The 13020-nt window shown below is 72.8% G+C and carries 13 protein-coding genes; 9 read left to right on the top strand and 4 right to left on the bottom strand.

The features are described from left to right. Window positions 1-23: 23 nt before the first annotated feature. Window positions 24-950 carry a cation diffusion facilitator family transporter gene (locus tag ACQP04_RS31260; RefSeq protein ID WP_433504098.1) on the top strand — a complete coding sequence of 309 codons (927 nt, stop codon included), beginning with the start codon at window positions 24-26 and terminating at the stop codon, window positions 948-950. A 7-nt stretch (window positions 951-957) separates the two neighbouring features. Here ACQP04_RS31260 and ACQP04_RS31255 read toward each other — a convergent pair whose 3' ends face one another. Together ACQP04_RS31255 and ACQP04_RS31250 are read right to left on the bottom strand one after the other, a co-directional pair. Continuing rightward, on the bottom strand, window positions 958-1452 hold the full coding sequence (locus tag ACQP04_RS31255; protein ID WP_433504097.1) for a DUF2505 domain-containing protein: 495 nt from the start codon (window positions 1450-1452) through the stop codon (window positions 958-960). Between the two features lie 21 nt (window positions 1453-1473). Then, window positions 1474-1983: an Lrp/AsnC family transcriptional regulator gene (locus ACQP04_RS31250; protein WP_037046479.1), complete on the bottom strand. Its 510-nt coding sequence runs from the start codon at window positions 1981-1983 to the stop codon at window positions 1474-1476. Window positions 1984-2096: 113 nt separating this feature from the next. Here ACQP04_RS31250 and ald point away from each other — a divergent pair, with 113 nt between their 5' ends. The 6 genes from ald to ACQP04_RS31220 all read left to right on the top strand — a co-directional run bounded on the left by ald (window position 2097) and on the right by ACQP04_RS31220 (window position 7375). Continuing rightward, on the top strand, window positions 2097-3212 hold the full coding sequence (ald, locus tag ACQP04_RS31245) for an alanine dehydrogenase (RefSeq protein ID WP_433504096.1): 1116 nt from the start codon (window positions 2097-2099) through the stop codon (window positions 3210-3212). 119 nt (window positions 3213-3331) lie between these two features. Then, window positions 3332-4834, top strand: a complete 1503-nt coding sequence (locus ACQP04_RS31240; RefSeq protein ID WP_433504095.1) for an amino acid permease — start codon at window positions 3332-3334, stop codon at window positions 4832-4834. Between the two features lie 67 nt (window positions 4835-4901). Continuing rightward, window positions 4902-5477, top strand: coding sequence for a hypothetical protein (locus ACQP04_RS31235; RefSeq protein WP_433504094.1), 576 nt, complete (start codon window positions 4902-4904; stop codon window positions 5475-5477). Window positions 5478-5542: 65 nt separating this feature from the next. Further along, entirely contained in the window at window positions 5543-6055 is a 513-nt protein-coding gene (locus ACQP04_RS31230; RefSeq protein ID WP_433504093.1) for an MSMEG_0572/Sll0783 family nitrogen starvation response protein, read from the top strand. Between the two features lie 124 nt (window positions 6056-6179). Continuing rightward, window positions 6180-6443 carry a hypothetical protein gene (locus ACQP04_RS31225; RefSeq protein ID WP_433504092.1) on the top strand — a complete coding sequence of 88 codons (264 nt, stop codon included), beginning with the start codon at window positions 6180-6182 and terminating at the stop codon, window positions 6441-6443. A gap of 104 nt (window positions 6444-6547) precedes the next feature. Next, entirely contained in the window at window positions 6548-7375 is an 828-nt protein-coding gene (locus ACQP04_RS31220; RefSeq protein WP_433504091.1) for a carbon-nitrogen hydrolase family protein, read from the top strand. A 1216-nt stretch (window positions 7376-8591) separates the two neighbouring features. Here the strand turns inward: ACQP04_RS31220 and ACQP04_RS31215 are convergent. After that, on the bottom strand, window positions 8592-9275 hold the full coding sequence (locus tag ACQP04_RS31215) for a TetR/AcrR family transcriptional regulator (RefSeq protein WP_433504090.1): 684 nt from the start codon (window positions 9273-9275) through the stop codon (window positions 8592-8594). Between the two features lie 55 nt (window positions 9276-9330). Between ACQP04_RS31215 and ACQP04_RS31210 the strand changes: the two genes are divergently transcribed. Then, window positions 9331-9771, top strand: coding sequence for a VOC family protein (locus ACQP04_RS31210; protein ID WP_433504089.1), 441 nt, complete (start codon window positions 9331-9333; stop codon window positions 9769-9771). A 91-nt stretch (window positions 9772-9862) separates the two neighbouring features. Here the strand turns inward: ACQP04_RS31210 and ACQP04_RS31205 are convergent, their stop codons facing one another. After that, a complete protein-coding gene (locus ACQP04_RS31205) occupies window positions 9863-11488 on the bottom strand; it encodes a long-chain fatty acid--CoA ligase (protein WP_433504088.1) in 1626 nt (541 codons plus the stop codon). 118 nt (window positions 11489-11606) lie between these two features. Here ACQP04_RS31205 and ACQP04_RS31200 point away from each other — a divergent pair, with 118 nt between their 5' ends. Next, window positions 11607-12956, top strand: coding sequence for a glutamate mutase L (locus tag ACQP04_RS31200; RefSeq protein WP_433504087.1), 1350 nt, complete (start codon window positions 11607-11609; stop codon window positions 12954-12956). Window positions 12957-13020: the final 64 nt, after the last annotated feature.

The raw sequence follows: 13020 nt of genomic DNA, 5'->3' as shown, positions 1-13020 counted from the left end.
AATCCGGACCGAAGGGGCGAAACGTGTCGGCACACGGCGGTACCAAGGCGATCCTCGCGGCGCTCGGCGCCAACGCCGGCATCGCACTCGCGAAGTTCGTCGGCTACCTCGTCACGGGGTCGTCGTCGATGCTCGCGGAGGCCGTGCACTCGGTCGCCGACACGGCGAACCAGGGCCTGCTGCTGCTCGGCGGCCGCACGGCCCGTCGCGCCGCGACCCCGGAGCACCCGTTCGGCTACGGCCGGGACCGGTACTTCTACTCGTTCGTCGTGGCGCTGCTGCTGTTCACGCTCGGTTCGGTCTTCGCGATCTACGAGGGCATCCACAAGCTGGAGTCGCACGAGCCGCTGACGTCGCCGATCGTCGCGGTGATCATCCTGGTGCTCGCCATCGGGCTGGAGGCCTTCTCCTTCCGCACCGCGATGAAGGAGTCCCGCCCGCTCAAGGGCAACGGCAGCTGGTGGCAGTTCATCCGGCAGGCGAAGGTGCCGGAGCTGCCGGTGGTGCTGCTGGAGGACACCGGCGCGCTCGTCGGCCTGGTGTTCGCGCTCTTCGGCGTCGGCCTCTCGGTCCTCACCGGCGACCCGGTCTGGGACGCCGTCGGCACGCTCTGCATCGGCACCCTGCTCGGGGTCATCGCGATCATCCTCATCGTCGAGATGAAGAGCCTGCTCATCGGCGAGGGCGCCGCGCGGCCGGTGCTGTCGACGATCGTCGGGGAGCTGGAGAAGGGCCCGGAGATCGAGCGCGTCATCCACATCAAGACCCAGTACCTCGGCCCGGAGGAGCTGCTGGTCGCGGCGAAGCTCGCCCTGGCGCCCGGCTCGTCGATCGAGACCGTGGCCCGCGCGATCGACGAGGCGGAGGTGCGGGTGCGCACGGCGGTGCCGGACGCGCGGGTGATCTACCTCGAGCCGGACCTCGACCGCTCGCGCCTGCAGCAGGCCTGAGCCGGGCTCACCCGCCCAGCCGCTCCGCGGTCCAGCGCATCTCCTCGGTCATCAGGGCCAGCGCCCGCTCGGCGACGACGGCCTCGATCGCCGGACCGAGCAGCGGCACCCGCACCTCCACCTCGCCGTCGATGTGCAGCGCACTGCCGGCCGGGTCGGCGCCGATCGTCAGGGTGCCCGCGGCCCCGGCCGGCGCACCGGCCGCGGACAGGGTGAACTCGCCGTCGGCCCACTCGTCCGCGATCCGCCAGCGCTCCTCGCGCTCCAGCACCAGTGCGCCGGCGAGGAAGCGGCGGACCGAGGCCGGCAGCGCGCCCGCCGGCACGCCCTGACGCAGCACGACCCGCAGCCGGTCGCCCTCGCGCTCGAAGGCGACGAGCCCGGCGCCGGGCCCGCCCACGGCGGCGAGCCGGTCGGCGTAGAGATCGCGGTCCAGCAGGCGGGCGACCGCCGCGTCCGGCGGTAGCGGGAAGGTCTCGTCGAGATGAAGCGGGGTGGGCACGGACGCCACGGTAGGGCCGGGTCAGTATCCGCGCCGGGGCCGGACGTGGTCGAAGATCAGGCTGGTCTGAGTGTTGGCGATCTGCTCCCGCCCGTTGAGCTCGACCACGAAGTCACGCAGCGCGGCGGAGTCGGCGGTCGCGACGTGCAGCAGGTAGTCGTCCACGCCGGCGAGGAAGAAGCAGTCGCGCACCTCGGGCAGCGAGGTCACGAACTCCTCGAACTCCCGCATCCGGCGGCGCGCCGCGGCCTGCAGCCGCACGGACACCATCGCCTGCAGCGGGCGCCCGGTCGCCGCCGGGTCGACGTCGGCGTGGAAACCCCTGATCACGCCGCGTTCGCGCAGCGCCCGGACCCGGGTGAGGCAGGTCGACGGCGCGATCCCGACGCGTTCGGCGAGCGCGTTGTTGGGTATCCGGGCGTCACGTTCGAGCTCCGCGAGGATCGCGCGGTCGACGGGGTCGAGGGGCGGCCGCACATCGTTCGGCCGACCGGGCCTCGGCGCCGACGACGGCGTGGATCCTTCGGGCACGAACGCAGAGTACAGAATCTCCTGCGGTGTTGTTCCTACGGAGACGCTGTTTCTTCGATACTGGAGGCAGACAGCCGGTCGCTCAGCCGGACACCAGGAGGAGAGGACGGGTCATGCGCATCGTGGTGCCGCGCGAGGTGAAGGACAACGAGTTCCGGGTCGCCCTGACGCCGGCGGGCGTGCACGAGCTGGTGCGGCGCGGCCACGAGGTCGTCGTCGAGCAGGGGGCGGGCCTCGGCTCGTCCATCCCCGACCAGGAGTTCAAGGCCGCCGGCGCGCAGCTGCTCGCCGACGCCGACGCCGTGTGGAACTCCGCCGAGCTGTTGCTGAAGGTCAAGGAGCCGGTCGAGAGCGAGTACCACCGGCTGCGCGGCAACCTGACGCTGTTCACCTACCTGCACCTGGCCGCGTCGCGCGCCTGCACGGACGCGCTGCTCGCCGCGGGCACCACCGCGATCGCCTACGAGACCGTCCGCACCGCCGACGGCAGGCTGCCGCTGCTCGCCCCGATGAGCGAGGTCGCCGGCCGGCTCGCCCCGCAGGTCGGCGCCTACCACCTGCTGAGCGCTGCCGGCGGGCGCGGCGTGCTGATGGGCGGCGTGCCCGGCGCGCCGCGGGCGCACGTCGTGGTGCTCGGGGCCGGGGTGTCCGGCTCGCACGCCACCGAGATCGCCGTCGGGATGGGGGCGCGGGTGACCGTGCTGGACCTCGACGTCGACAAGCTGCGTGCCCTCGACGCCCGCTACGGCGGCCGGGTCGAGACGGTGCACTCCACCGCCTACGCCGTGGAGCACGCCGTGCTCGACGCGGACATGGTGATCGGCGCGGTGCTGGTGCCCGGCGCGAAGGCCCCGACGCTGGTGTCCAACGACCTGGTGGCGCGGATGAAGCCGGGCGCGGTGCTCGTCGACATCGCCGTGGACCAGGGCGGGTGCTTCGAGGACACCCGGCCGACCACGCACGCCGACCCGACCTTCCGGGTGCACGAGACCGTCTTCTACTGCGTGGCCAACATGCCCGGCGCGGTGCCGCACACCTCCACCCACGCCCTGACCAGCGTCACGCTGCCGTACATCACGCGGCTGGCCGACCAGGGCTGGCGCGAGGCCCTGCGCGGCGACCCCGCCCTGGCCCAGGGCCTGTCCACGCACGCCGGCGAGCTGACCAACGCCGAGGTCGCCCGCGCCCACGGCCTCGAGTCCCGCACGGTGGCCGACATCCTGGCCTGACGCCTGACCCCCACACGAACGGCACTCTCGTGCGGTAGGTCCGCACGGCAGTGCCGTTCGTGCGGACGCTCTTCGCCAGCGGGTGCCGAACGAGTCACGCGGCCGTAATCTCCCTGGCCATGGCGACCGTGGGTGAGCGTCGGGGGATCTGGCGGACGAAGTCCGTCGAACAGTCCATCCAGGACACGGACGAGCCGGACACCAGGCTCCGCAAGGACCTCACGACCTGGGACCTCATCGTCTTCGGGGTCGCGGTCGTGGTCGGGGCCGGCATCTTCACGCTGGCCGCGAGCACGGCCGGCACGGTCGCGGGGCCGTCGGTCTCGCTGGCCTTCGTCCTCGCCGCGATCGCCTGCGGGCTCGCCGCGCTCTGCTACGCCGAGTTCGCCTCGACCGTCCCGGTCGCCGGCAGCGCCTACACGTTCTCCTACGCCACCTTCGGCGAGCTCGTCGCCTGGATCATCGGCTGGGACCTGGTGCTGGAGTTCGCGGTCGGCTCGGCCGTGGTGTCCAAGGCCTGGTCGAAGTACCTGCACCAGGTGCTGTCCGTGATGGGGCTGGACGTCCCGACCTCCTTCTCCCTGGGCGGCTTCTTCGCCTTCGACTGGGGCGCGCTGCTGTTGGTCGTGGTCCTCGCGACGCTGCTGGCCATCGGCACGAAGCTCTCCAGCCGCGTGAGCGCCGTGTTCACGGTCATCAAGGTCGGCATCGTGCTGCTGGTGATCGTCGTCGGCTTCGCCTACGTGAAGGCCGAGAACTACACCCCGTTCATCCCGCCGGCGGCGCCCGGCGGCGAGGGCGACTCCGGGTTCACGCAGTCCCTGCTCTCGCTGTTCGGCGGCGGGGCCAGCAGCACCTACGGTATCTACGGCCTGCTCGCCGCGGCGTCCCTGGTGTTCTTCGCGTTCATCGGGTTCGACGTCGTCGCCACGACCGCCGAGGAGACCCGCGACCCGCAGAAGTCCCTGCCCCGGGGCATCTTCGGCTCGCTCGCCATCGTGACCGTGCTGTACGTGGCGGTCGCGCTCGTGCTCACGGGCATGGTCAGCTACACCCAGCTCGACGAGAACTCCACCCTGGCCACGGCGTTCGGCGAGCTCGGCGTGACGTGGGCGGAGGCGATCATCTCGGTCGGCGCGCTCGTCGGCCTCACGACGGTCGTCATGGTGCTGATGCTCGGGCAGATCCGGGTGCTGTTCGCGATGTCCCGGGACGGGCTGCTGCCGAGCAGGCTCGCGCGGACCGGCCGCCACGGCACGCCGGTGCGGGCGACCGTGCTCGTCGGCGCCGTGGTCGCCCTCGTCGCCACCTTCTTCCCGGCCGGCGCGCTGGAGGAGATGGTCAACATCGGCACGCTGTTCGCGTTCGTGCTGGTGTCGATGGGCGTGATCATCCTGCGCAAGACGCGTCCGGACCTGCACCGCGCCTTCCGGACCCCGCTCGTCCCGCTGGTCCCGATCCTGTCGGTGCTGGCGTGTCTGTGGCTGATGCTGAACCTCAGCGTCGAGACCTGGGTCCGGTTCCTCGGGTGGATGGTGGTCGGCTTCGTGGTCTACTTCGTCTACGGCCGCTCGCACTCGCGGCTCGGCCGGCGTCAGGCCCAGGACGCAACCCGGCGGTAACCGCGCCTCACACGGCCGTGTTCCGGGGGAAACGCCCCGGACACGGCACCTCGCTTGACTGTGCCGCGTGGCGGAGCAGGAGCTGGACGGGACGCACCACGCCGTCCTCGAGCGGGACCGGGTCGCGACCGAGTGGCGGACCCGGCGTTGGGACACGTTCTGCCTGGTCACGCCGAACTGGCAGTGCCGGCTCCCGGGCTTCGCCTACGACGGGCCCGACCCGGACGGCTTCATGGTCCGAGGGCATGCGGCTGCACGGCCGCCTCCTCGGGATTGCGCACGGCCGGCTGCGGTTCGCCGGCGACCTGCGGTCCAACCTCGACGGGCCGACGCCGTCGCCGAGGGGATCAAGGACTCGATCGACCCCTGGATCGAGGCCCGCGGGATCGACGCGCCGGTCGAGGAGCGCCGCCGCCCCGTCTGGGAGCCCGGGCCCGAGGCCGAGGACCCGGCGGAGCTCGACCTCGCCGGCATCTCCACCGTGACGACGCCGGGCACCAGCTCCGCACGAGGTCCGCTGCGGCGCGACGGCGGACGGCCTGCTCCGGCTCGCCGGCACACCCACCAGCACGTTCCCGGAGGCCGCCCACAAGGACATGGGCTCACCGACGAGGACCGGGTCGCGCCACGCACCGTGGCATGACCCGCGAGAGGTTCCACCGCTCCACCCACCCGATCGACCACTGTCCCGGAAGGACGAGAGCCGACATGGCCGACCTGACCGATCTCGAGAAGCAGAGCCTCGAGGAGATCGCCCACCCGTCGATGCCGGAGGGGTCGTCGATCTACGGCGGCACCAAGGTCTTCCCCGACTACCAGGCCGAGAACGGGGAGAGCTACTTCACGCTGGTCCACGGCATCGCGCACGAGTCCTCGGTGAGCTTCGTGGCGATCCTGCAGGCCACCCGGGCGCTGCGGAAGGGTTTCGAGTCCGCGATCTACTTCTACGGCCCGGGCTCGCTGAACTGCCTGGCCACCCGCGGGTTCCCGACCACCGGCAACTCGGCGTTCCCGGGCGAGCACAACATCAACAACTCGCTCAAGACGTACATCCAGGAGGGCGGCAAGGTCTACTGCTGCCGCTTCGGGCTGTCGCTGCACGGCGCCCGTGAGGAGGACCTGATCGAGGGCGTGATCCCGACGCACCCGCTCGACGTCCAGGACGCGCTGATCCACTACGCCCGCAAGGGCGCGATCATCAACTCCACCTACCAGCTCTGAGCACGGCGAACGGCGCTCTCGCTCACCAGATGTTAGCGAGAGCGCCGTTCGTGCAGTCCGACCTGAGGGGGAACGGTCCCGGACGCCCCCGGGACCGTCCCCCTCACGTGCGCAAGGAGGCCGGATGGGCACGCTGCGGATGGCGGCGGTGTCGGCACCGTTCGGACGCGACCTCGTGGAGGGGTTCGCCCGCGTCACCGCGCTGGTCGCGGAGGCCCGGGCGGGCGGGGAGATCCTCGCGTGGACCGGGCAGCGCGAGGGCCTCGCCACCGCCGCGCTCGACGCCGAGGCCGCCGTCGACGCCGCGCGGGCCGGGATGAACTTCCTTCGTGACCGGCGCCCCGACACGTACGCTGCCCCGGACGGGACGCCGTCCGAGGCTGCCTGAGCGGCGAGGACCCGTCGGCGTCGGAGTCGTTGGCGGGGTTGTCGGAGTCGGTGGCAGGGCTGTCGGAGTCGGTGGCGGGACCGCCGGGGCGCGGGGAGGAGCGCGTGGGCGCGCTGAAGATCGGTGCCGTGGCGGCCGCGTTCGGCCGGGACCTGGAGGGCGCCCTCGCCCGGGTGGCGACCCTGATCGACCACGCCCGGCGCTCGCAGGTCGGCCTCCTCGTGCTGCCCGACGCCGCGCTCGGCGGCTACCTCTCCGACTTCGGCGCCGAGGCCGAGGCGGAGCTGCCACCCGCGCTCGACCCGAACGGACCGGAGCTGCGCAAGGTCGCCGACCTGGCCGGCGACATGGTCGTCTGCATCGGGCTGTGCGAGGCGGGGCCCGGCGGGATCCGGTACAACACCGCCGCGTGCGTCGACGGCAGCGGCGTGCTCGGCCTGCACCGCAAGGTCCACCAGCCGGTCGGCGAGGAGCGGGTCTACGCGGCCGGCGACAGCTTCGGCGCCTTCGACACGCCGGTCGGCCGCCTCGGCATGCTCGTCGACTACGACAAGACCTTCCCCGAGTCCGCCCGCGCGCTCGCCCTCGACGGCGCCGAGATCATCGCCTGCCTCTCGGCCTGGCCCACCAGCATCACCAACCGGGCGCCCCGGATGGCGCAGGACCGCCAGTCGCGGCTCTTCGACCTCTACGACCGCTCGCGTGCGGCGGAGAACCAGATCGTGCTGGTGTCGTCGAACCAGACCGGGTCGATGGGCAGGATGCGCTTCCTCGGCCAGGCCAAGGTCGTCGGGCCCGACGGCGAGGTCCTCGCCCGCACCTGGGCCAAGGCCGGCATCGCGGTGGCCGAGGTGGACGTCGAGGCCTCCCTCGGCGCCGCCCGCCGCCGGCTCTCCCACCTCACCGAGCGCCGCCCCGAGGCCTACCGCTGATCCTGCCGCTCGCACTGGCTCCGGAAGCTGCTGTCGGCGGTGCGGTGCGCCGGGTTGATCGGGAGTGTTGTGCGCTGAGGGGGTGCCGAGAGCCGTGGGTGCAGGGGATCGGTGATCTTGCGTCCGCGGGACGCCGACGCGGTCCGCGAGATCGGCGGGATGGTGCGCTGGTAGCACTGCTGGGAGCCGTGCGTGCACGCAACCGGCGATCTCGGTCGGGACATCGAGTCCTGCGGGCGGTCGCCGGAAGCCGTACGTGGACTGAGTTGACGATCTCGTGCCGGGCCGCCGAATGTGCAAGTGATCGGAAGTGTTGGGCGCCGAGGGTGGTGCCGAAAGCCGTGAGTACAGGGGGATCGGTGTGATCTTGGGCCCGCGAGACGCCGAGAGGGTCCGCGAGATCGGCGGTTCCGTGCACCGACGGCGCTGCCGCGAGCCGTGCGTGCACGCAGTTGGTGATCTTGGTCGAGACGTCGGGTCCGGTGGGTGGTGCGGCGCACTCAGGGCGCTGCCGGAAGCCGTAAATGCACCGAGTTGACGGTCTCGTACTGGCGTCTCGGGCCTGCGGGTTGGCGGCGGTGCTGTGCGCGGGGTGGTGCCGAGCCGTGGGGGCACACGGGGTCGGTGAACTTGAGTCCGCGAGACGCCGGCAGGTCGGTGAGATCAGCGGTGCAGTGCGCTCAGGGCGCTGCTGGGAGTCGTGCGTGCACGCAGCAGGCGATCTTGCGTCCGCGGGACGCCGGGCCTTGTCAGTGAGATCGGCGCTGCGGTGCGCTGGCGGTGCTGCTCCGAGCTGTGCGTGCACTTATACGGTGATCTTGTGTCGCGGGTCCTGCGGGTGATCGGACGTGCTGTGCGCTGAGGGTGGTGCAGGGAGTCGTATGTGCACGCAACTGGTGATCTTGCGTCCGCGGGACGCCGCCCTGACCGGAATGACTTGCGGTTCGGTGTGCTCACGGCGCTTCCGGGAGCCGTGCGTGCACGCAACCGGCGATCTCGCGCGGGGTGCCGGCGCGGATGGTGAGATCGGTAGTGCGGTGCACTCAGGGCGCTGCCACGAGCCGTGTGTGCACGCAACTGGTGATCTTGCGTCCGCGGGACGCCGCACCGGTTGGTGAGATTTCGGTGCAGCTAGGGCGCTGCCGGGAGCCGTACGCGCACGCAACCGCCGATCTTGTGTAGGGACGTGGTGGTGGCCGGTCCGGCGAGGGGGACGTCAGGGTCGTTGGGGCGGCCCTGAAGGGCCCTCGTGTCCCTCTCGGTCCCGCGGAGTGCACAGCAGCAGCGCCAGCGAGCGTTCGAGCCAGGCGGCGTAGTGCTCCGGGCTCCAGCCCCGGCGGTGCCGCAGCAGGTCGTGGACCTGCGGGCTGCACAGGGTGAGCAGGACGTCCGCGGCCTCGTCGACGGGGACGGCGAGCTGGCCGTGCCGCTCCATCGCCTCCGCGACGGTCCGCATGTTGGCGGACATGGTGCGCGCGCCCAGATCGTCGAGCTCCCGCATGTCGGCGTCCGCGCCCGAGGACCCCTGGCAGGCGGCGAGCAGCCGCCCGGCCCGTTCGAGCAGCTCGGTGCCCTGGCGTGCCAGTTCCGGGAGGAGCCGGTCGGGGTCCTCCAGCGCCGCCACGAACGCGGGCCGGTCCGCCACGGCGACGGGCTCCTCGTCGCCGGCGGTGGCGACGTCGAGCGCCTCGTGGAAGATCTCCGCCTTCCCGCCCGGGAACGCCGCGTGCACGGTGCGGAGCGCGACCCCGGCCGTCGCCGCGATCTCCTTGACCGTGGTGCGCACGTACCCCTGCTCGACGAACAACGCGGTCGCCGCCTCGCGGATGGCGGCACGGGTGCGGCGCGCGGACTCCTCGCGCAAGGGCGACCGGTACGACCTCTTGACCTGCTCGGGCACGAGGTGCACTCTACACGCATTCGATGCACTACGAGTTCAACGAAAAGAGTGTGTCATGCCGGAACTGACCGGGGTCCGTTGCGTGAAGCTGCCCGTCGCCGACCTGCCGAAGAGCGTCGGGTGGTACCGGCGGGTGTACGGCTTCGCGCCCCTGTACGAGTTCCCCGACGAGGACGGCGTGGTGCGCGGGGTGGCCGGCGACCTGCCCGGAGGCGGGTACACCGGCCTGGCGCTGCGGGAGACCCCGGACGCGACGGGGGTCCCGGGGTTCGAGGTGATGTTCGGCGTGCGGGACCGCGTGGCCCTCGAGGGGTGGGTCGCGCACCTCGACGAGCAGGGTGCCGAGCACTCGCCGATCGTCGAGGCCAGCGTCGGCTGGCTCGTCGTGGTGCACGACCCGGACGGGCACGAGCACCACCTCTACACCGACGAGCGGCACGGCATCGACCAGTCCGGCAGGGCGGGGTACGGGCGGGCGGTCGCGGACCCGGCCTGACCCGCGCCCGCCCGTCGCGGCCCCGGCCCGAGCCGGGCTCACCCGCCGTGGCCCGGCGAGGGGGAGGCCGGGCCACGGCGGGGACGGCCGCTCAGGAGGGCAGCGTGTAGCCCGAGAACTTGTCCCGCAGCGTCTTCTTCGAGAACTTCCCGACGCTGGTCTTGGGCACCTCGTCGATGAACTCCACGGCGTCGGGCAGCCACCACTTGGCCACCCGCGGCGTCAGGAACTCGATGAGCTCCTCACCGGTGAGCGACTGCCCCGGCTTCACCACCACGCAGGCCAGCGGCCGCTCGGTCCACTTCTCGTGCGGGATCGCGATCACCGCGGCCTCGGCGACCGCGGGGTGCGCCATGATCTCGTTCTCCAGGTCGACCGAGCTGATCCACTCGCCACCGGACTTCACGAGGTCCTTCGTCCGGTCGACCAGCCGGACGTAACCCCACTTGTCCACGGCCGCGACGTCACCGGTGCGCAGCCACCCGTCCTTCGTGAACTGCGTGCCGCCGCCCTCGCCGCGGTAGTACTCCTTCGCGATCCAGGGACCCGCGGCCTGCAGCTCGCCGGTCGCGCGGTCGTCCCACGGCAGCTCCTCGCCGCTCTCGGGATCGGCGATCCGCAGGTCGACGAGCGGGACGGGCTGGCCTTGGCGGGCGCGGGCGTCGGCCCGCTCGTCCTCGCTCCAGTCCTCCTGGTGCGACCGTCGGGAGGAGACGCTGGCGATCGGCGAGGTCTCCGTCATGCCCCAGGCGTGCAGCATGGGGATGCCGATCGCCTCGCGGTAGGCCTCGGACAGCGAGCGCGGCACGGCCGAACCGCCGCAGATGATCGCCCGCAGCGAGGACAGGTCGTGGTCGGCGAGCAGCGGCCGCACCCCCATCCAGATCGTCGGCACCCCGCCGGTGACGGTGACCCGGTGCCGCTCCAGCTGCCCGACGATCGCCTGCGGCGTCATGTTCGGGCCGGGGAGGACCAGGTCGGCGCCGGCGAGCAGCGCGCCGTAGGGGATGCCCCAGGCGTTGGCGTGGAACATCGGCACGATCGGCAGGACGACGTCCCGCTCGGCCAGGCCGAACGCGTCGGAGGTCAGGGTGATCAGCGAGTGCAGCACCGCCGAGCGGTGGCTGTAGACCACGCCCTTCGGGTTGCCCGTGGTGCCGGACGTGTAGCACATGGCCGCGGCACTGTTCTCCTCCTCGACCACGAACCGCCCGGCGAACGGCTCGGCCGCGACCAGCAGCTCCTCGTAGTCCCGGACCCGCGGGTCGGCGGGGATCTCGTGCTCCGCGCCGTCGTCGATCACCACGATGTGCCGGACGGTCTCGAACTTGTCCACCAGCGGCCACAGCTGCGGCAGCAGCGAGCGGTCGACGAAGACGACCTCGTCCTCGGCGTGGTTGACGATGTAGACGAGTTGCTCGGGGAACAGCCGGATGTTCAACGTGTGCAGGACGCGCCCGGTGCAGGGCGCGGCGAGGTACAGCTCCAGGTGGCGGTCGGTGTTCCAGCAGAAGGTGCCCACCCGGGCGTCGGCGGACAGTCCGAGCGAGTCGAGGACCGTCGCGAGCCGGCGGACGCGCACGGCCCACTCCGCCACCGTGGTCACCCGCTCGCCGGCGGCTTCGGCGGTGATCAACCTCTTGTGGCCGAAGAGCTGCTCCGCGCGGTGGAACACGTGCGGCAGCGCCAGCGGGCGGTCCTGCATCAGTCCGAGCATCGTCGCTCCCGAGGAGTGTCGTCATTCACGATCACCGTACCGGGGGACCCCGACACCCGGACAGATCCGGCGGTCGGGAGGGCACCGCGCAGCGTCACCGCCGGTACGCTCCCCGTCCATGACGGGTGCGGCTGCGCCGGGCGGCCCTGGGGCGCCTCCGGGGACCGGTGCCGTCTGTCTCGACGTCGGCTCCACCTGGACCAAGGCCGTGCTCGTCCACCCCGACGGCGGGCTCGCCGGGTTCGCCGAGCACCGCACCACCACCGCCGACGTCCTCGAGGGCGTCGACGCCGCCGTCCGCGGGGTCACCGCCGCGGCGGCGCGCGAGCCCGAGCCGGCCGTGCTGGCCTGCTCGTCGGCGGGGGGCGGGCTGCGGCTCGCGGTCGTCGGCACCGAGAAACTGATCTCCACCGAGGCCGGTCACCGGGTCGCGCGGTCGGCGGGCTCGCACGTCGTGCACGTCCACGCCGGGCCGCTCGAGCCGGCCGACGTCCGGGTGCTGCGCGGGCACCGGCCCGGCGCGGTCCTGCTGGTCGGCGGCGCGGACGGGGACGACCCGTCGGTCCTGCTGCACAACGCCGGCAAGCTCGCCCGGGCCCGCGTCCGGTTCCCGATCGTGCTGGCCGGCAACGCCGAGGCGCGCGACGACGCCCTCGCCCTGCTCCGCGCCACCGGCCGGACCGTCGTGGCCTGCGCGAACGTGGCGCCGGCGCCGGGCGAGCTGGTCCCCGGCCCGGCCCGCGCAGCGCTCGCCGAGGTCTTCGCCCAGCACGTGCTCGGCGGGAGGGCGCCCGCTGCGGCGCCCCGCTTCCGGCGCATGGTCCGGTTCATGACGCCCGACGCCGTCCGCCGCGGCACCGCCGAGCTGGCGCGGATCTGCGGGACGCGGGTGCTGGTCGTCGACGTCGGCTGCGCGACCACGGACGTCCACTCCGCCGCTCCGGGCGGGCGGACGCGCCGCACCGTCGAGGGCGACCTCGGGGTGCGGGCCGCCGCCGAGGGCGTGCTGCTGGAGGCGCAGGCCGAGGAGATCGTCGACCCGGTCGAGGCGGACCTGCTCGCCGCGACGGTCCGCGGGATGACGGCGGAGGTCGGCTCGGTCCCGCGGGACCCGGGCAGTGCGGCCGAGGACCGGCGGATCGCGGCGCTCGCCGCCGTCGTCGCGGCGCGGCGGCACCTGCGCGACGAGCTGGCCCCTGAGGACGACAACGCAGACGACGCCGCCGGGTCCGGCACCGTCGGGCTCGTCGTGCTCTCCGGCGGGGTGTTCCGCCAGCGCGACGCCGCAGGCATCGGCGCGGTGGTCGGCACCCTGCAGCAGGACCCGATGCTCGCCCCGCTGCTCACGTCGGCGTCCGTGCTGGTCGACGCGGACTTCGCGCTCGCCCCCGCCGGGCTGCTCGCCGCCCACGACCGGTGCGCCGCGGCCGAGGCGCTGCTGTGCGACCACCTGCTGGGGTCACGTTGAGCCGGGCCCCGGGCCGTGCCATCCTGGACGGCGCACGCACCGCGGGACCGAGAGGCGCTGCAGC

The sequence above is a fragment of the Pseudonocardia halophobica genome, assembly GCF_050948485.1.
GTDB classification, from domain to species: Bacteria; Actinomycetota; Actinomycetes; order Mycobacteriales; family Pseudonocardiaceae; genus Pseudonocardia; species Pseudonocardia halophobica.
This window is presented reverse-complemented; position numbering and strand designations above follow the sequence as displayed.